Annotated in this window: 20 protein-coding genes and 1 pseudogene; 5 read left to right on the top strand and 16 right to left on the bottom strand. The window is 47.3% G+C overall.

Going from position 1 to position 19029, the window contains the following annotated elements; genetic code table 11:
• Positions 1 to 48 precede the first annotated feature (48 nt).
• The 7 genes from NYE35_RS02660 to NYE35_RS02630 all read right to left on the bottom strand — a co-directional run bounded on the left by NYE35_RS02660 (position 49) and on the right by NYE35_RS02630 (position 9148).
• The gene (locus NYE35_RS02660; RefSeq protein WP_036682603.1) at positions 49 to 939 is read right to left on the bottom strand and encodes a carbohydrate ABC transporter permease; all 891 of its coding nucleotides are present in this window, start codon (positions 937 to 939) and stop codon (positions 49 to 51) included.
• A gap of 17 nt (positions 940 to 956) precedes the next feature.
• Positions 957 to 1946 (bottom strand): ABC transporter permease, encoded by a 990-nt coding sequence (locus NYE35_RS02655; protein WP_036682605.1) that lies wholly within the window; start codon positions 1944 to 1946, stop codon positions 957 to 959.
• Between the two features lie 173 nt (positions 1947 to 2119).
• Positions 2120 to 5347 carry a cellobiose phosphorylase gene (locus tag NYE35_RS02650; protein ID WP_341120095.1) on the bottom strand — a complete coding sequence of 1076 codons (3228 nt, stop codon included), beginning with the start codon at positions 5345 to 5347 and terminating at the stop codon, positions 2120 to 2122.
• 28 nt (positions 5348 to 5375) lie between these two features.
• A complete protein-coding gene (locus NYE35_RS02645; protein WP_094902053.1) occupies positions 5376 to 6713 on the bottom strand; it encodes a glycoside hydrolase family 30 protein in 1338 nt (445 codons plus the stop codon).
• A 396-nt stretch (positions 6714 to 7109) separates the two neighbouring features.
• Positions 7110 to 8126 carry a LacI family DNA-binding transcriptional regulator gene (locus tag NYE35_RS02640; protein WP_036682614.1) on the bottom strand — a complete coding sequence of 339 codons (1017 nt, stop codon included), beginning with the start codon at positions 8124 to 8126 and terminating at the stop codon, positions 7110 to 7112.
• A 62-nt stretch (positions 8127 to 8188) separates the two neighbouring features.
• Positions 8189 to 8578 (bottom strand): hypothetical protein, encoded by a 390-nt coding sequence (locus tag NYE35_RS02635; RefSeq protein WP_235219475.1) that lies wholly within the window; start codon positions 8576 to 8578, stop codon positions 8189 to 8191.
• Positions 8579 to 8962: 384 nt separating this feature from the next.
• Entirely contained in the window at positions 8963 to 9148 is a 186-nt protein-coding gene (locus tag NYE35_RS02630) for a hypothetical protein (protein ID WP_254924567.1), read from the bottom strand.
• A gap of 189 nt (positions 9149 to 9337) precedes the next feature.
• On the opposite strand from NYE35_RS02630, the pseudogene NYE35_RS02625 reads away from it, so the two are divergent.
• A pseudogene (locus NYE35_RS02625) lies at positions 9338 to 9667 on the top strand (HNH endonuclease); the annotation flags it as partial.
• 65 nt (positions 9668 to 9732) lie between these two features.
• On the opposite strand, the gene NYE35_RS02620 reads toward NYE35_RS02625, so the two are convergent.
• A complete protein-coding gene (locus NYE35_RS02620) occupies positions 9733 to 9930 on the bottom strand; it encodes a YwbE family protein (RefSeq protein WP_036682616.1) in 198 nt (65 codons plus the stop codon).
• 62 nt (positions 9931 to 9992) lie between these two features.
• Here NYE35_RS02620 and NYE35_RS02615 point away from each other — a divergent pair, with 62 nt between their 5' ends.
• A complete protein-coding gene (locus NYE35_RS02615; protein WP_036682619.1) occupies positions 9993 to 10295 on the top strand; it encodes a hypothetical protein in 303 nt (100 codons plus the stop codon).
• Between the two features lie 2 nt (positions 10296 to 10297).
• On the opposite strand, the gene sdaAA is transcribed toward NYE35_RS02615, so the two are convergent.
• From sdaAA to NYE35_RS02595, 4 genes are all read right to left on the bottom strand, one after another.
• Positions 10298 to 11176, bottom strand: a complete 879-nt coding sequence (gene sdaAA, locus NYE35_RS02610; RefSeq protein ID WP_036682621.1) for an L-serine ammonia-lyase, iron-sulfur-dependent, subunit alpha — start codon at positions 11174 to 11176, stop codon at positions 10298 to 10300.
• A complete protein-coding gene (gene sdaAB / locus NYE35_RS02605; RefSeq protein WP_036682623.1) occupies positions 11173 to 11883 on the bottom strand; it encodes an L-serine ammonia-lyase, iron-sulfur-dependent subunit beta in 711 nt (236 codons plus the stop codon). The genes sdaAA and sdaAB overlap by 4 nt, the downstream gene beginning before the upstream one ends.
• Before the next feature lie 154 nt (positions 11884 to 12037).
• Positions 12038 to 12457, bottom strand: coding sequence for a GNAT family N-acetyltransferase (locus NYE35_RS02600; protein ID WP_094902059.1), 420 nt, complete (start codon positions 12455 to 12457; stop codon positions 12038 to 12040).
• Positions 12458 to 12459: 2 nt separating this feature from the next.
• Positions 12460 to 13035 carry a DUF4269 domain-containing protein gene (locus NYE35_RS02595; protein WP_038574055.1) on the bottom strand — a complete coding sequence of 192 codons (576 nt, stop codon included), beginning with the start codon at positions 13033 to 13035 and terminating at the stop codon, positions 12460 to 12462.
• Positions 13036 to 13159: 124 nt separating this feature from the next.
• Here NYE35_RS02595 and NYE35_RS02590 point away from each other — a divergent pair, with 124 nt between their 5' ends.
• The gene (locus tag NYE35_RS02590; RefSeq protein ID WP_038568476.1) at positions 13160 to 14059 is read left to right on the top strand and encodes an SDR family oxidoreductase; all 900 of its coding nucleotides are present in this window, start codon (positions 13160 to 13162) and stop codon (positions 14057 to 14059) included.
• Between the two features lie 31 nt (positions 14060 to 14090).
• Positions 14091 to 14546, top strand: coding sequence for a hypothetical protein (locus tag NYE35_RS02585; RefSeq protein WP_051491252.1), 456 nt, complete (start codon positions 14091 to 14093; stop codon positions 14544 to 14546).
• A 16-nt stretch (positions 14547 to 14562) separates the two neighbouring features.
• Here NYE35_RS02585 and NYE35_RS02580 read toward each other — a convergent pair whose 3' ends face one another.
• The 3 genes from NYE35_RS02580 to NYE35_RS02570 form a co-directional block, all read right to left on the bottom strand.
• Positions 14563 to 16209 (bottom strand): NAD(P)H-hydrate dehydratase, encoded by a 1647-nt coding sequence (locus NYE35_RS02580; protein ID WP_094902063.1) that lies wholly within the window; start codon positions 16207 to 16209, stop codon positions 14563 to 14565.
• A 90-nt stretch (positions 16210 to 16299) separates the two neighbouring features.
• A complete protein-coding gene (locus NYE35_RS02575; RefSeq protein WP_076101322.1) occupies positions 16300 to 16932 on the bottom strand; it encodes an NAD(P)-dependent oxidoreductase in 633 nt (210 codons plus the stop codon).
• A gap of 232 nt (positions 16933 to 17164) precedes the next feature.
• Entirely contained in the window at positions 17165 to 17578 is a 414-nt protein-coding gene (locus NYE35_RS02570; protein WP_254924569.1) for a GNAT family N-acetyltransferase, read from the bottom strand.
• Between the two features lie 179 nt (positions 17579 to 17757).
• Here NYE35_RS02570 and NYE35_RS02565 point away from each other — a divergent pair, with 179 nt between their 5' ends.
• Positions 17758 to 18066 carry a hypothetical protein gene (locus tag NYE35_RS02565; RefSeq protein ID WP_094902065.1) on the top strand — a complete coding sequence of 103 codons (309 nt, stop codon included), beginning with the start codon at positions 17758 to 17760 and terminating at the stop codon, positions 18064 to 18066.
• Between the two features lie 637 nt (positions 18067 to 18703).
• Here NYE35_RS02565 and NYE35_RS02560 read toward each other — a convergent pair.
• Entirely contained in the window at positions 18704 to 18928 is a 225-nt protein-coding gene (locus NYE35_RS02560) for a YezD family protein (RefSeq protein WP_036682638.1), read from the bottom strand.
• Between the last annotated feature and the right edge of the window lie 101 nt (positions 18929 to 19029).

Here is a 19029-nt window from a genome sequence, read left to right as displayed (position 1 = left end):
CCAGTGCCTACAGCTGTAGGCAACCAGAGGAGTTATCACTGCTAGACATCAGCCCTTAATGGAGCCGATCATCATCCCTTTAACGAAATAACGCTGCAGGAACGGATACACGAATACTATCGGCAATGTGGTCACTACCATCGTCGCCAGCTTAATGGACTGTGACGTTACGCTTCTCGTAACGCTGCTGCCTTGTACAGCGACCATCATTTGACTAGAGCTCGATTGTGCGACGACCCGGAACAAATACGTCTGAATCGGCTGCAGATCAGTATTATTGATATAGATCATACCCGTGAAGTAATCATTCCACTGATACACGCCATGGAACAGCGCAATGGTAGCAATTACAGGCATGGATACTGGAAGTACGATTCTTAAAAAGATGGACCAATCATTAGCACCGTCAATCCGTGCCGCTTCTTCCAGCCCATCGGGAATCTCCCGGAAAAAGGTCATGAAGATAATAAGATCAAAGAAGCTAAACATAACCGGAATAATATAGACTAGGAAATTCTCCAATAGGTGAAGGTCCTTCATCAGCAGGAAGGTAGGAATGAGTCCCCCGCCAAAAAAGAGAGTCACTGTACCCATAAGCATGTAGAACTTACCGCCAATGAGGTTTTTTCTGGAGAATGCATAAGCTACCATCGCTGTGAAAAATACATGCAGTACAGTACCCAAAAGTGTTTTGGCGACAGTAACCCACATCGCCTGCATGATGCCGGGGCTGGCAAACACGGCCTCGAAATTCTCAAAGCTGAACATCCGCGGCCACCAGTAGATTCCTCCCCGCATGGCGTCATTACCGTTATTGAAGGCGTTAACCAATACGTACCAGATCGGGTAAAGCGTTATGAAGCAGATACATAACATGATGAGGTTATTGATGATATCGAACAGGGCCTCGCCCTTCGTTTTACGCTTAAGTGCAAACATATATGGTCCTCCTTATCCTAGAACAACGATGTATCGTTGATTTTTTTAGATACTTGGTTGGCAATCAGCAGCAAGATTAGAGCGATAACCGATTTTAACAATCCAACTGCAGTTGAGTAAGAGAAGCGGCCTGAGAGAATCCCTGTATAGTACACATAGTAATCAATTACATTACTTGCACTATCATTCAGTGAGTTGCGCAGGACCAGAATCTGATCAAAGTTGGAGTTCAGCACTCCGCTGACCGCGAGAATGAAGAGAATGCTGATTGTCGATTTAATCGCCGGCAAGGTAACATACCACATCTTCTGAAATCTGCCCGCGCCGTCGATTGTCGCCGCCTCGTACATTTCAGGAGATACACCAGAAATTGCTGCTAAATAGATAATCGCTGACCATCCAAGTTCTTTCCAGATATCAGAGGAGATAATAATTGTCCAGAAGTAACCCGGCTCAGCCAAGTATGTAATTGGCTGATCAATAAGATGAAGCGCTAGCAAAATGTTATTGATAATTCCTACATCAGCAAGCCATGTAGCCAAAATCCCTCCGAGTACCACCCATGAGAGAAAGTGGGGCAAATACGAAATCGTCTGTATGGTCTTCTTGAATTTCATTGAACGAACTTCGTTCAGAAATAGAGCGAAGATTATCGGCAAGGGAAATCCGATAATTAGCTTAAACAAGCTAATGCCGAGTGTATTTTTAATTACATTCGAGAGATTGTCATCATCCATGAACTCTTTGAAATGTGTAAGTCCCACCCATGGGGCTTCTGCAATCGTTTTAACGATGTTGTAATCTTTAAAAGCAATGATAATTCCATACATGGGAATGTAGTTAAAGATTATCATCCACGCAATGCCGAGTAGAGCCATTGTCTGCAAATGACGCTGGGCAATGAACCTCTTCCAAAGCGGACTGCGATTTACTTTACCGGTTTCGAAATTGCCAGGAATTAACGGCTTCATCGCTGAGCTTACTTCCATGCTTTTTTTGTTCTCCATCCTTTGGACCTCCAGGCTCTATATCTGTATTTAATCTAAAGCGCTTACAATGTTTATGTATCCATTGTATTTGCTTTTGCCTGTCTCCGTAAGGCTTTGAATTTCGGATTATAGGTTCCATTTTTCGGATTCATTGAAAATTTAAGGGCGAGCCGCAGCTCGCCCCTCTATTTTTATGCTAATACTGCTTGAATTTGCGCGATTTCTCCACGCCGCAGAGCCTCTGCCTCTTCACCGCGCACGAATGCTCCAGATATTTTAGTCACAGTTCCATTACGGTATACAAGCATCAAAGATTGAATGCTAACCTTCTTCTCGCCAAAGGTATTTTCACGTTTTGGGTTAGAATAGATTACCGCCGTATTCCCAAGGAAAGTGAAGGACAGATTGCCCTCTTCATCAAACAGCCATCCTGGCAATACCGGATCGAGAGACAGCGTAAGCGCTCCATCCTCCATTCTGAAAACATGGCTTCCAGCCATCATTGTTCTCCACATGCTTAAGAATTCCGCGGTCGATCCACTAAGTCTCGCTACGAACCCTCTACCGTGGTTATTTGGATCAGGATTGCCTCCAGTTGCGATAAAAGATGAATTCTCCAGTGTACTGCGTCCATAAACAGCAGGATCAAGGAATGGCACCAGCGACGTCTTCAGCTCACCGTAGAATTCCTCGTACAGCCCGCCCTTCAGCAGCTCAAGCAGATACTTATAGGACATGTGCAGGAAGTTAGACTCCCGTTCTAGCCAGCCTGGTGTGAAGGCTCTCATTCGTCCGATTTCATGCGATTCACCTTCTAGACTAACAGAGGTCTGATACATAGATGTTGCCCGATCATACAGCTCTGTTTGCTTAATCAGATTATAGATCTCTTTTGCCTGCACCGGGTTCTTCATCGTTTTCAACCAGCGGGTAGGTCCTTCCAGGAAATAAGGCAAGGCATAAGCCTTAAACTCCTCAACCACAGTTTTTGGCAGTCCGTATCCGCTAATGACTGGCTGACCCTCAGCATCTGTTACCTGATGGAATTTCTCCGCTTCAAAACGGAAATAGGTGGGGGTAAGTCCATTGCCCATTTCTACCGCCTTGTTGATCCCCTCATCAATTTTAACTAGGAACTTGGAAAGGGCTTCGCGGATGTGCTCCAGCGTTACTGCGGACTCAACACCAGTAATGCCAAACCGGATACTTGCTCTATAAGCTTCACGGGCTGAAGCTACTGTATCCCAATAGTTGAATTGTCCCACTTCTCCTGCTAGGACAGCAGTTACCGCGTGATATACCGCTTCAAGCAGCTCCGCGATTTCTTCTGGCAGCTTTACAGCTCCCTGTACATTCTCAGCACCGTTCAGCACATCCAGCAAAAAGACTACAGTACGCTTCAGCTCAAAAGTCTCACTCATTCCGGAGCCAAACAATCCTGGCAGACCGTTCATGGCATCGTTCCAGCCCGGCTTGTTGCCTTCCATCTCCACACCCATGCCGTAAGGGTCAAGCGTAGCAAATTTATTCAAAGCAAGAGACAACATCTTCACGAACAGATTGGTGTGGTAAATAGCACCTTGCCCACCTTCAGCACGCAGCCAATGGGTATCTCCTGCTTTCCATTTCAGCTTATGCAGCTTCTCCTCATCCTCCAGGAGGGCGCCATATTGCCGGGCTTTTCCATCACTAATTACATACTTCTCACTACGTGGCAGCACATATGCTGGGCTGTCATAGAACGCATAAGTGTTATCCCCAAATAAAAGCTCCTGCTTCTTGTCAGGGAAGATGTCCAAATAACCTACTACGAGATCCAAATTATACGTCCAGTGATCAGACCAGAAGCCTTCGCCAAAAGCAGCCTCAATGTTTTGCTGTGACAGGGCTAGCAGACCCGACAGAAACTCCTGCTCACTAACCTTCAACGTAACGTTATGATCCGCAATGTAATTGATCAGGCTGCCTGGGGTGAACCGACTGTTGCATAGCTTAACAAGCTCAGCTTGATGATCCGCAGCCGCTTCTCCGATCCATTCCGCAGCCTTCGCTCTGCTGTCTGACTTCACTTCAAAGGTTGTTCCTTGAACACTAAGTGGGTTGTAGCCATCTGCTTGAATTAAGCTATAGAACATTTTGATGTTGAAGCTGCCCACCTTCGGATTAAAAAACACATCATTCCGGCGGTTCTGATTCATATCGCGGAAGTTTCCGTTCCCCTGTGAATAGTATTCTGGGGCAAGCGAGAAGAAGTTATAGTCGCGCTCCAAATCGCCATGTTTACGGGAATATAAATGAACCACAAAGCCATCTCCGCCATTGTCAAAAATAAAAGGATAGCCTCCACGCAGGAAGTTATCGAGATAGGACTGACGGCAATAAGCATCAAACACAGCCGATGAAGTGTGCGTGGCAATGTCTTCTGTTAATTCCTCTGTCAGACCTGCGGCTTCTTGGGATTTGGACAGAATATATTCATCTCGGCATAAATGCTCTGCCTTTTTATTGATTTTATCGATGTCATTTACATGCCCAACCAAAGTATTCAGGGTCAAGCTGCTGCCGGGTGCCAAACGTCTAGCCACACCACTGAAGCCGCAAGGAACCTTATTGACTGGATATTGTGGAAGCTCACTCAGCTCCGAAAGCGTTAATCCCGCAAAGCGGTCTGGGTAAGTAAGAGAGGTATTGCCGCCGAAAATAAGCTCGAAATCAACGATTGGCGCGACTTTTTCTCCTTCTCCAGTAAACGACAGATAGAAATGCCCATTTGTGATTTCGCTAACCTGCGCGCTATCGTTGGTGCTGGAACGCAGCTTATAGAACGGAATACCGTTCTCCAGATTGTATACGTCCATCCAGCTGCGCAGCAGGTTACCAATCTCCTTGTAGCCGCTGTTTTCTACTCCGTAAGGCAAGATCTCAGGCAGACCATCCATCAGCTCCAGTTCAATCTCTTTGCCCCCGATATTCTCAATCTCCACCCGACGTACCAACGCGGCATAATCGTCATTAGGCAGATTGAAATAGTGTACGGTCGTCTTCAGCCCATGCCCGGCATGGCTTTCTTCAAGGGTCAGTCCGTTAGGCAAAATGGTCATGATCCGCTTGGCGGCAGGATCTGGACGTGCCGATTGAAATGGCTCATAAATCTCTTGCTCGCCTTTTATTTTAATAAAGGTTCGGAAGCCGGTGGTTCCTACGTCTTTATAAGAGATATTTGCTGGAGAAAATTCCATGATTGGCGAGTTCTTGTCGCGTACTCCAAAGCTGCAAATCGCTTGCCCCCGGTTCACATAAAAAGTCCACATTGGAATTCCCTTAAGACCTGCAAGACCTGGCAGGAAACTAGAGAAAGGCTTTCCTGTATCAAACTGCTCCATTACAAAATTACCTGATTCGAAATAATAATTACTCACGTTAATGTCCTCCTAAACTGTTACTTATTTATGAAATCAGATGCGTTACGATAGAATGAGGGGATAGCTCGCAGTTGGCAATCTCTTCGCCAAGCCCCAAGGTTACCGTGCGAGCTTCTTCGCTCTCATTCATCAATATGACAGCAAGGCTGCCGTCCGGATTACGGAATGCTGTGGGTAGGATTCCTTCCGCTTCAGAAGTAAAGCCAATCCGTACCGCACCTGGCGCGATAAATTTACTGAAATGCCCGATATAATAATAAGAGCTGTTATAGTGCAATTCGTCTGTTGTTGTATCTGCAATAATTGGAGCATCACAGAGATTCCCTACATGATTGGGCCCGCCGGTCTCATCCAGTACCAGGTTCCAGTCCAGATACCCTTCTGTCCATGCATTGAGATCCCCAATCATATTTCTGCCGTAACGTTCACCTGTAAACCATTCGCCAAGCTTGACACCGCCCTCTTGACAGCCCTCAGTGAACAATAGATGTTTGTCAGGAAATAGATCATGTACCTTCTCTACCTTGTCGAACTCCTCACCACCATACCAGTGGATGCCTGTACCCCACACATATTGTGCAGCTTCAGGATCAGACAACACGACCGAAGCACGTTCGACCATAATATCGCGGTTATGATCCCAGATGACAATGTTCACATCGGAATGGCCTGCCTGCTGCATCACTGGACCGAGATGATTTTTAACAAAATCGCGTTCCTCTTCCGCACTATAAATGCAAGAATCCCAGACTTGAACAGCAGCCGGCTCATTCTGCACGGAAACCGCCCAAATAGGTACGCCTTCCTTCCCATAAGCTTCAATAAATTTGGTATAGTAGCGTGCCCAAACTTCAGCGTATTCTGGCTTGAGCGATCCTCCATTATTCATTTCACCATTTGTTTTCATCCATGCCGGAGGGCTCCAAGGAGAGGCCAACATCGTGAACGGTCCACCTTTTACCTGCATTGCATCCTTAATCAGCGGAAGCACCCACTTATGATCATGGGAGATATCAAAGGTAGCCAGCTCCGTATCATGATCAGCGACATAAGTATAATTTCCAAGCGCAAAATCACAGCTATGAATATGAACACGACCCATGTTATAGCCTAATCCCTCTACCGGATGAAAGTAGCGATGAATAACCTCTGCCCGTTTCTCAGGACTGAGCCGTGACAACGTATATGCCGCAGCTTCTGTGAAAGCGCCGCCAAATCCTATCATCTTTTGGAACTCCTGCTCTGGCTTAAGCTCTACATCGGCAGATCCAGAATCAACTCTTGTGCTAAAAACAATTGCCTCTTTCGGAGTTAAGCGTTCCCCTGTATCTTTTGCAGTTACTACAGTTTGAACTTTTGCCATTTCATCCATCTCCTCTAATTGTTTTGTTACTAACAACAAGCACTGTCTTTACTGGATCACCATCCGATGTTAGGGTTCGGAGCGATGGGCCACTGAAACGTTTGAGAAAATTCAAGGAAGCCTTCGGTAAACTTTGATTTCAGCTCATTCGAAACTTAAAATCGAAACCGGTTTCGAATGTTGCGAAAAAAAATGATCTAACGAAGAGCAGGAAAAAAAAGCGGCATAACAATATACCCATTATAGCCCCATTCCTCTGAATAAGCTGTAGCAAATACCACATAGGAAGAATTCGAGCTATGATGTCCTCTACTTTATCAGGACTCTTTTCTTTTCGTCAAGATTTATCCTGTGGGCAGCAGCCTGCTCTCTGTACTTATGGAATTTGATACAGCCCTAATTTCCGCTCGGAGGCGCACAGGATTCCCGTTCGATCACTTCTACCGGAACTAGAACCGCTTCCTTATCCAACTGTTTCCCTTCAATCGATGCTAAAAGAATGTCCGCTGCTCGGCTTCCTAAAAGTTCCGTATCCTGACGAATGGTTGTCAATGCAGGTGTAACATACTCAGCTAGATCAATATCATCGTACCCCACAACTGAAATGTCCAGCGGTACGGAAAGTCCACTATCTTTTACCGCCATAATAGCCCCTAAAGCTAACATGTCACCAGAAGCAAAAACAGCGGTTGGCCGATCAGGCAGCTTAAGAAGCTCCAGCATCGCTTGATAACCACTTTCACGAGAATAAAAAGCTCCATTCACAACATAGGATTCCGGCACTTCAAGCCCCTGCTGCTTCATAGCGTTCTTATATCCTAACTCCCGGGTTTTACCAGGGAAAGTGTTCATACCTCCGGAAATATGAGCAATCTTGCGATGACCCAAAGAAACTAAATACTCTATCGCAAGCTGAGCTCCAGCCGTATTATCCGAACATACCGTATGCGACTGCGTAGTCTCAAAATCCAGAATCACAGTAGGAATATCACTCTCTAGCAGCTCACGGAAATAAGGGTCCTCGTAATCAGACAAGAATACGACAACACCATCTACACCACGAATTCGGCAATTCTCCAAATAACCACTTTGTTTACCTCCAACATCCTTGGAAATAAACATGAGGGCATACCCCTTATCCACAGCAACCTTCTTAAAGCTCTCAATCACAGCGCTAAAAAAGGGATGGCGAATACCAAATCCCGTATTCTCTACAAACAATACACCGATGGTCCATGATTTCTTAGTAGTCAGTGTACGGGCATGGGAATTCGGCAAATATCCCATTTCTTGGGCAACCCGGAAAATTTCCTGGCGAGTCTTCTCCCGTACATCGGAATAATTATTAAACGCCTTGGATACCGTTGTAGGAGAGTAACCGGTTCTTTTGGCAATATCATATATAGTTGTCAATCCGGTTCACTCCTTGCCCAGACTAATGAAATACCTTCTGATACCTTCTGTTCACTGCAATTTTAACGTCTTTCGGTACCGCCGTCCAGCAAAAAGTAACTTTGTACGGAAGGAAGCAGCGTAAAGACTTGGATCAAAAGCCCTAGACTCATATAGATCAGATGTATGATTGCCACACTGTTCAACATATACGTCTGCACCATAATCCAAATAATTAACCCAAATCCGATATATAGGGACAATGCCCAGAAGCTATATAATTTCTTAAAGGGATTCAAAGTATTCACCCAGCGCAATTCTGGTCTCTTGATCAACCCATAAAACACAAACAAGGGCAGGATACCAAATACGATGAATAGCAGAATACCCGGAATTAAAAAATCTGAAAATGGCGATCTTTCCAGCATAGATGTGGGCATGTGTATCAGATCACCACTAGGATCTATGACCATTGACCCGCCTCCTGCTAACGCTCCAACCCCCAAAAATATATGAAGAATATAAAGCAATGTTACCGTAAACGGCCTTCTTTTGGTTGGTTCCATTTCAATACCCCTTCCCATGTTAAAAAAGTAGAGCATTCCTTACTGCTCTTTTCAATTTTACATGTTTTTCCTGAACGTCACCAAGATAGATATCACACAAAAAGCCGTATTTAAGCTTTTTTTGAGTGCGATGTGAACGATTGTATTTTACGCTATACTAAGATTAGAACGAAATGTTAACCCTGCCGACTGAATCTAATAAATAAAATACATTGGATCCTAAAAAACAAGGAGACAGGACGGGCGCAAAGACGCGCTGAACCTAACATATCTATGAACGATACCCATCTTTTATCCACCAAACAATGCACCTATTGCCAGCAACAGAAGCCGCTCTCTGAATTTCGTAAACGTACCGGCAAACGTTCCAAAGGCCAGTCTCGCCGTGGTGCTTGTCGGGAGTGCCGCAAACAACGACAAAACATAGATCTCACTCTTGCAGCAGGTCCCATTCCAGTACAACCTGATACCATTCAACCCCCTTCTTCAGCTGTCAAGGAACGCTCCAAACAAGGAAAGCCTTCTCCCACGGTTGCTTCTTCACCGCAATCCAACCCAAATCAGCGCATACGGGGCTTGGAACAACGAAGGAAACATTCTCATTCTCAAGGCGCGAAACTGAGTCCCAAAGATCCAACGCAATTGATTCCCTCTGCCAAAGGGAAAATTCTAATGCGTGGCCACAGTGATAAAGGACGGCACTGGCATCAGGAAATTGACTACGAGCTTGCGGTTACTCTAGTCAGAGAACATGCCGCTATCGTAGTGAATCGCCGAACCATCCGCAGGATATACAGCAATAAGGATTTCCGTGCTTATATATTGACCAGAGACAACTATACCTGCTACTTCTGTGGCTCCTATGGAGACACTATAGATCATCTGCTGCCCCGTGCTAAAGGTGGTCATACTACTCCGGATAATTGCGTTTGCGCTTGTACGTTATGTAATCAGACCAAGGCCGATCAGTCCGTTGAGGATTTTATGAGCAGATAAAATAGAAAAACGCCCCAATCTCAGTTGATTAGGGGCGCTTTTTAAATTAAAGGTGAATTTTATTATTAGTTAGCAACAATATTTTTAACTCGTCCTACCTGTCCACTGGTTAAACGCACCTTGATGCCATGCGGATGTCGAGGTGAGTTGGTGAGAATATCCTTCACCGTTCCATGTGTTAGCTTACCCGTCGGCTGATCCTGCTTAAGCACAATATCCACTTCAAGCCCAGGACGAATATCGGCTCTTACCTGTCCGTTCATGATGTAATCCCCTTTCAATGGGTTATAATGTTGTCAACTATACTAGATAAGGAGGAGACGTAATGGCCTTCGGCATCAACAGAGAAGAATTAACCCGCTGGAAAAAAGCAGTCTCCGCAGGAGAAATCGCCTTCTTAACCCATTACTGGCTAGACCCGCGTTTTCCCGGCATGACTACTGTCACCAAGGTAGGCTGTAGTGACCTAACCAGATTAACCTATTGGTGTGAGGAAAATGGACTGCCGGCTAAATATATTCATAATCGTTCCCCATTCCCCCACTTTGACCTTATGGGACCCAAACAAGCAGAAATCCTTCGGAAGGAAGGCTTATGGGAACAGTTGGAACGTTTCAAAATGCTCTAAAATTATTTCTTTTTACGTAAATCCTGCATGATCTTGCGGCCGGTAGGTGTCTGTGCTAATCCGCCACCTGCGGTCTCGCGGTGTTTTTCTGGCATAGCTGAGCCTACCTCAAGCATGACCTTGATTACTTCATCTGAAGGGATCACGCTACGTACACCAGCCAGTGCCATATCGGCGGCGGCGAGCGCGGTCACTGCACCGAATCCGTTTCTAACGATACAAGGAATCTCTACAAGTCCTCCCACCGGATCGCAAATCAGTCCTAATGTGTTCTTAAGCGCCAGTCCAACAGCATGCACTGCTTGTGCAGGCGTCCCTCCACGCAGTTCGGTTAAAGCTCCTGCCGCCATCCCGATGGCCGATCCGACCTCGGCCTGACAGCCACCCTCTGCGCCAGATACAAACGAATTGTTGGCAATGACATAACCGATTGCTCCCGCAGCGAACAAACCGGAAACCATATAATCATCATCCCAGCCAAACCGTTCCTGGCAGCTGAGAAATACACCCGGAATAATTCCGCATGAACCTGCGGTAGGTGTAGCAATTATTCGGCCCATTGAGGCATTAACCTCGGATACAGCCAAAGCATAGGCCATTGCTTGACCAGCGGGTCCACCTAGGCATGGTTCATCTGCTGCGTTATAGGCTCCTACACGCTGGGCATCCATTCCCGTAAGGCCGCTGCGCGAAGTGGTATCTTCATGCATCCCACGATGAACAGCCTCTTTCATGACCCCATAATACTCACGCATAGTGGCAAATTCCTGTTCACTGGAACGTCCAGATTCCGCGCTTTGCTCTTCGAGCATAAGAGCTCCAATGGTGAGGCCACGTTCCTCACATAATACAGCCAGTTGGCTAAGTGTTTGAAAATTCATGTTAAGCTTTCCTTCCCCTTCTCATCTTGCTTACCTTCGTTTAAATTAACCAATTTCACCGATTTCACCGCAGTGAGCGCTTTAAGCGCTTCAATAAGCTCAGGAGTAGCAGCTTCATCCAGCTCCAGTACCGTTAAGGCTGCACCGCTGCGATTCTTCCGATCCAGAGACATATGCCCTATATTAAATTGTCCGTTACGCATCACTTCTGTAACACTCGCCAGAACACCTAAATAATCCATATGATGAATCAATACCGTCGGATACATTCCCGTAAGCTTTACTCCAAAACCATCCACATCGACGATCTCAATGTTTCCACCACCGATGGATGTCCCCGTTAAAGTCAGCTCACTTCCTGTCTCTTGTCCGATAAGATGCAGTTTAACCGTGTTAGGATGAGGAAACAATCCCGTTCCTTGCTCAAAAGATACTTCCATCCCAGCTTCAGCCGCCAACTCCAGAGAGTCGGGTAACCGATGATCATCGGTAGCGTAATCCATAAGTCCTCCGACAATAGCCCGGTCTGTACCATGTCCCTGATAAGTAGCTGCAAAAGAACCAAAAAACGTCACTTCTGCCACACGCGGCACTTCACCCAGCACCTGCCTTGCAGCCCTTCCGATCCGTGCTGCACCGGCTGTATGCGAGCTTGAAGGCCCGACCATGGCCGGACCAATAATTGAAAACACATCTTTAAAACGCATAAAAGACCTCCTGCCTGCAAATAGGCAATTATCAAACTCATATATAGTATACTGCACTGGCAGTCGGAGTTCACCGTTACATTTGCTGTGATATATCCACTTCTAATCTAATGATATTTTACTTAGATAGTATCTTCATTTCGCATCTTATGTATCACAAGATATCCTGGGAGTATAACATAATTCCACCTCTATACTGCCAGCCTATCCCTTCCCAGAATCCTCTTCCTTGTTCATTGGTTCCTATAACCATCAGATGGCATTTTGCAATACCAGCTGTATGTAAATTACCGAGACAACGCTTTACAAGCTCACGCCCGATGCCCATGCCTCGGCAGTCATTACTAATCGCCACATGATACATATAACCTCTTCGCCCATCATGTCCACACAATGCAGTTCCTACAATCCGCCCGTCTTCATTCTCGCAGATCTGGCTGAAGCCAGCATTACGCTCCAGATAACGCGCAATCTCCAGCCTCGAATCTGCTTCGCTGAGTCCCATTCCCTCTGTATTTGCCCATAGCTGGTAGGCAGCTTCATAGTCATCTGCAATCATCTCTCGATAATTCATGTCTATCCCCTCGCTTGTATAGAATGACAAAAAGCATAAAGAGCACTCCGCGGAAGCTTCTCCAGCATCAGCAGCGCTTCGTAAGGGTCACCTTCCAAACCCAGCACTTGCGCGAAGGCAGGTTCGGTCTTCCACCCGTTCGTTTTCATTGTAATGATCTGCTGGCGAAAATCATTATCCAGCTGAGCTAGAATTTCCGCTTCAATGATCATATGTAAGTAACCATTCTGCAGAGCTGTGGGTCGCGGCTGCCCAAACAGTTCTATAGGCCAGCCCCCGGCCATAAAGTTAATTTTCGTTCGAGGGACCCCATCAACCACACGCGATACACTAGTAAAATCATCCATGGTTCCGAAATATCGACTAACAATGTCCGTAAACATTACGGAATCATGAACCTCACAAATAATATCCAGGTCGCTGCCCTTCACCTGAATTCCAAGCGGCACTGTGCCAACCAGCACCGGGTTATAGTCGGCCAGCAAACTCATAATATTTAATTTTCTTAACAGGGCATAGACCTCTTTTTGCACTGGAGTTCCGTGATTCAAATAATCTATATTTCGCCAATCATTCATCTCGGACAAACGCCCCTCCGACTAGGATATAAACACAGGTATAACTGGATAACAGCGCACGCTTTTCTAGGCGCATGCATAGAAATATACGGAAGATAGAAGGCAAGGAGGAGTGTATGTAAAAATGAATCCCACCTACCCCTACTATGGGGAACAAACGATATGTAAGGAACAGCCTATTGCTTTTCCCCCGCAGCACCAAGACCGTCAGCCAGGTCTAGAGAGTCTAATGAATCCTCGCCCCATCAGTGAAGATCCGGAGATTGCCGGCAGTGGAAAGCTGAAAGGAAAAATTGCACTCATCACCGGAGGCGACAGCGGGATTGGTAAAGCGGCGGCCATTGCTTTTGCAAAGGAAGGCGCAGATGTCGCTATAGCTTATTTATACGAAGCTTCAGATGCAGAGGTCACTCAGCGGCGAATTGAAGAATTAGGGCAACGTTGTTTGCGGATCGAAGTTGATTTACGCCATAAGGAAAACTGCTTCAAGGCTGTGGAGCATACCCTTCGCACTTTTGGCAAGCTGGACATCCTCGTCAACAATCATGGCGTCCAGTATCCACAAAAAAGTATTTTGGATATCACGGAAGCACAGCTCTACCAAACGTTTCAGACGAATATATTTCCATTCTTTTACCTGACGCAAGCCGCACTTCCACATCTAAAAAAAGGCGCAGCCATCATCAATACTGCGTCCATTACTGCCTATCAAGGAAATAAAGAGCTTATAGATTATTCCTCAACTAAAGGTGCGATCGTATCCTTTACCCGCTCTTTAGCCTTATCACTCGTAGACTCTGGCATTCGTGTCAATAGTGTAGCTCCCGGACCCGTATGGACACCACTAATTCCCTCCAGCTACTCCGCAGATGAGGTTAGTGTATTTGGGACGGATACACCCTTTAAACGTGCCGCACAGCCATATGAGTTAGCAGGAGCCTATCTTTATTTAGCGGGACCGGATTCTTCGTATGTTACCGGGACATGTATTCATGTCAATGGTGGAGACATGGTCACCAGCTGATGCATTACACCACGAGAGGAATGTATATCAAATGAATAAGATAAACGATTATGATATCTCTTCTGTCCGCCTGAGCAGTGGCATGTACGCATTAACCAAATTAGCCTGCGCAGGGTTAACCTACGTCCTTGTTACCTTACTTATGCTTGGATTTCCACAATCCGACGGAATCCCTGAAGGCTGGCCACTATCGATTCCTTATGCCATTTATGCTTATGGATTGCCTGCGGCGTTAGTAGCGGATATACTGCTGCATATTCTGCGTTCGAAATCGCAAATCCTGCCTCTGGCTGTATACGTCGTCACGGGTTTCGGCGCAGGTTTATGGCTGGCAGCGGAACAAGGTGCAGAGTATCTGCTATGGGGTCTGGGTGGAATTCTGGGACTGCTCATTCTTCGAGTGACCCAGCTTGGTGTGGAAAGATTCCCTCTGTTGCTGCCAGTATTCGCGCTGTTTCTGCCACTGCTCTGTTTACTGTTGTCATAAGCCTTATTAGGTGTATTCAAAGCGCTTCAATGATATCTCCGGCAATGATAGCCGCCGGATTATTCCGCTGACGGGCTGCTCTCTCTCCTGCTAATCCGTGCAGGTATACCCCAAAAGCTGCTGCCTGCGTAGCATGAAGTCCCTGAGCCAGCAGGCTGGAAATCATGCCCGTTAGCACATCACCGGCTCCACCAGTGCCCATGCCGGGATGGCCTGTGGTATTTACATAAGCTTGCCCTTCAGGAGTTGCTATCACGGTATGCGCTCCTTTTAACACAAGTGTAACCCCATGCTCCTTGGCATAGTCCATAGCCAGACCGATCCGGTCACGCTGGACCTCAGCCGTAGTTAGGTTGGCTAGACGAGCCATCTCACCTGGGTGAGGGGTCAGAATTACAGAATGACGCCGCACCCAACTCTTATAATCGGAGTCAGCCAGAATATTTAAGGCATCCGCATCGATAACCAGCGGGCAATCACTGCCTTCCCAAAGACTGCGAAGCCAATCTGTATCTCCCGGAAACCGTCCAAGACCAGGACCCACAGCTATTACATCTCGCTCTTCGCTTAACTTCAGTAGCTCTGACACGGTCTCAGCCACCCAGTTTCCCTCTTCACTGCCACCTACATCAGCCAGCATCAATTCAGGAACAACACCGATGACGGAAGGTAACAGCTTCTTAGGAAGCGCCCACGTCACCAGTCCGCAGCCCGTGCGTAGCGCAGCACGGGCTGCAAGTAGTCCAGCACCGCTCATCCGTAGGGTGCCGGCGGCAAGGAGTACATGCCCATAAGTACCCTTATGGCCTTCAGGCGACCGCCGCCGGGCCAGATCGACACCCAGATGGGCATGCAGCACTTCCGGTGTCAGCAGGTGTGCCTGCACACCGCTGTTAAGAGCCAGAGCAGTCGGAATGCCGATGGCCCGTACCTTGACATGCCCCGCCGCGCCTGCACCGGGGTATTGCAGGAGGCCTCGCTTAAGAAACGCGAGGCATACCGTCACTGACGCATGAATGCAAGGCTCATGCGTCTCTCCTGTGTCCGCGTTCAGACCACTAGGGATGTCCGCGGACACAATGACCTTGCCGCTGCTGTTCGCTGCGGCAATCAGCTCCGCATAGGCGCCGCGCGGGGCTCCCGCGCCGCCGGTGCCGAGCAGCGCATCCAAGATGCCGCTGCACTCGGCAAGGTCCAGCCGATCCCTGCCGTATACTACGGCAGGCAGGCCCATGGCTGCAGCCGCATCGCGCTGCAGGGCGGCCTCGCCGGAGAGCGACTCCGGCGGCACCGCATAGACGAGCGTGACGGCGATGCCGGTCTCGCGAAGGTACCGTGCGGCGGCGAGGCCATCGCCGCCGTTGTTGCCTTTGCCGACGAGGATGAACCATCGCTCGGCTGCGGCAGAGGCAAGCGTCAGCGCATGATCTGCGCTGACCTTAAATGCCTTGCCTGTGCCACCCAGCGCGGCCTCCCTTAGCCCGGTATCGTTCCTTTCGGCTGCATTCCTGCAGCCTGCCCCGCCTCTCTCCCGGCAAAGCGTGATGATCTCCTCGGCGATAACTCTTCCCGCATTCTCCATCAGCGCAATCGCTGGAATCCCCAGCTGCTGGATCGTTTCGCTGTCCAGCTGCCTCATTTGCTCAGCAGTTACCAGATACATGATTTAGCCCCTTTCCGCTATCTACCGTTCCAAAGCTTCACACGCAATTCCAAGTACAAGTCCGAGCGCAAGTCCGGCGCAAGTCTGATATCAGTAAGCGACAGTAAATCTGGCCCGACTAAAATTCCCTTCCTCCAGCTCGTCCACCATAGCTACAGCGAAATCCTCCACACTAATCTTGCTTTCACCATTCTCATCTAGAATAAGACGGTCCAATCCGATGCGGAAATGACCTGTACGACGACCTGGATGAACTACCGCAGCAGGACTGAGATACGTATAATCCAATTCTGTATTTTTGTAAATCTCATAAGCCTGCGCATGCGCCTCTGCAACTGGTTTAAACTCTTCCGGAAAATCCGGTGTATTCATCAGCAGCTCTCCAGTTTCAGTCTTTAAGCTACCTGCACCTCCAACAACCAACAGCCGATTTAACCCTGCCGTCTGCATACCCTCCACCAACGCTTTTGCCGCCGTAATCAGATCCTGCTCTTGCCCCGCTCCTGGTCCATAAGCACTGATTACCTCTTCATGGCCACGGACTGCAGCTGCTACTGAAGCCGGATCAAGAATATCCACCGTTGTTACATGTAAACGCTCGTGTTCGAGAGTTATTGACTCTGGATTGCGTACCGCAGCTGTTACTTCGTGTTTTCTTTTTAATGCCTCCTGTACAATTGCCTTTCCAATCGTTCCTGAAGCGCCCAATATTACAACATCCATCTTGTTGTTCCTCACATTCTACGAGCAAAGCCATTATCGTGCAGCCTTCTGCTCAATTATTTTTTTGATGCTCATCTGAATAGCTTTTCCCTTACAGCCTTTAAACATTATTTATCCCCTGAGATCCAATCGAAACCAGATCGCACCTACTAACCCGCTTTCAGACCAAAAACCCCTTAACCAATACAAGGGGCACTCTCTACTAAAAAAAGCAGCATGTATTCGCCTTAGCTTAGCGACGCAAAAACATTCCCTGAGAACGTGGCATAACCGATTCAAAACCATATTGTGCGTAGAGCTTCGAGGCTTCTCCATCTGCAATCAGACTTACATAAGCCTTGTCCGGTACAGTATTAAGGAACTCTCTAATTTCCCGTATGATCAGCTTTCCCAAACCTTGTCCTTGATGTGAAGGCTTGACCGCGATATCCGTGACCTGAAAAAAACATCCCCCATCGCCAATCACCCGCCCCATCCCGATTAGGTTATTCTCCTCATACAAAGTTACCGCAAAAATAGAACGAGGCAAACCGATCGCTGCACCTTCCACACTCATTTCACTCAGCCCAGCTTCTTTTCTCAGCGCCAAATACTGTTCCACTGAAGGCTGTTCATGGCGTATATCAAGCTTACTTGTTGTTTCCACCCGCACTCCTCCGTTCAGCATTGCTGTTCCCACTATATACGACTGCATGGTTCACAGGCAAGGCTCACTGCTAGGGATGTTTTTGAAACTGAGGGATAAGTTTTATATTCTTGAATTCCTTTACTGACTGTGTGGAATAGTATCTGTAACAATATTTATAAAAGGGTGGGTGAAGCATTATGTCTCCTGTAGCCAAGCTGTTCAAATGGGGAACATGCCTTTATGAAGCTTTTCTGGCTCTGCCGTTGATCGGCGGACTCTTTATCATTGCAAATGGTTGGGTCCCTTTGGCCATTGCCTTTTTGCTCCACGCTGTAGCCATTGTTGTGCTGCAGAGAGAGCATAAACCATTCATGGGTAACGTTCTGGGCATTATCACCTCGATTTTAGCTTTTATTCCGATCGTTGGTTGGATTATGCATGCCATCACTGTGTTCATCCTGTTAATGGAGGGCGTATCCGCCTCACGCCAAGCCCCTCGTTATTAACAAACGTACCTGCAACATCAAAATATGTAGCTGTCCCACGGGCCGAATCATTTGTAAAAGTCGTAAAAAGACAGATCATTCCCGGCGACCTATGGACCCAGATGACGTATTGCTGTGTTCTTACTGGTAAGCGGTCTGCTTCAACACTCATCATTCCCGGCGACCTACGGACCCGGATGACATATTACTGTGTTCTTACTCATGAGCGGTCTGCTTCAACACTCATCATTCCTGCGACCTACGGACCCAGATGACATATTGCTTTGTTCTTACTCATGAGCGGTCTGCTTCAACACTCATCATTCCTTGCGACCTACGGACCCAGATGACGTTATTTGCGCCTTTTCAGCTTTTGGAGCGTGGTTTCGGACTCCAGGGACGTTATTGCTTAGAATCAGGTCCATATGTGGTGTTTTTTATGCCAATAGCAGCTATGCGGTCCGTTAGCGTGGCAAATGTGGCATAATACTGCGTTTAGCGTCAACTGAGTCCGATGGGATGCGTCATACGTGCCAGAATATCCAAGCATACAAAGAAAAGGAGTTGCCCCAGCAGCCATTACGTGGCTTATGTGACAACTCCATAATCTTTTATCCAAAAAGATGAGATATATCTTTATGATTGCCCAGAGATTGAATCAACGTCCCGCGGATTGAGAATCGGCCCGCCGGCCGCCGTTTTCACCAATATAACGTCCATTTGCGTTGCCACTGCTATTCTCAAACCGTTTGCGTTCCGTACGCTCCATCTGAACAATCTGACCTTCATGCACCACAATATGCAATGAGCCAAATTCCATATCATCCAGAAGTCCTGCAATCCGCGTAAGCCATAAATCGTCCACTTTCAGCGGTTTAGCCATTCTCTAGCCTCCCTTTCTCACCAAAGGATTATATCCGCCTAAATTCCTTTTTTCCTCAATTCCGTTATTACCAACCAGTATACTATGAATTAACTTAGCAT

Source organism: Paenibacillus sp. FSL L8-0494 (assembly GCF_038003695.1).
Lineage (GTDB): Bacteria > Bacillota > Bacilli > Paenibacillales > Paenibacillaceae > Paenibacillus_AQ > Paenibacillus_AQ odorifer.
This window is presented reverse-complemented; position numbering and strand designations above follow the sequence as displayed.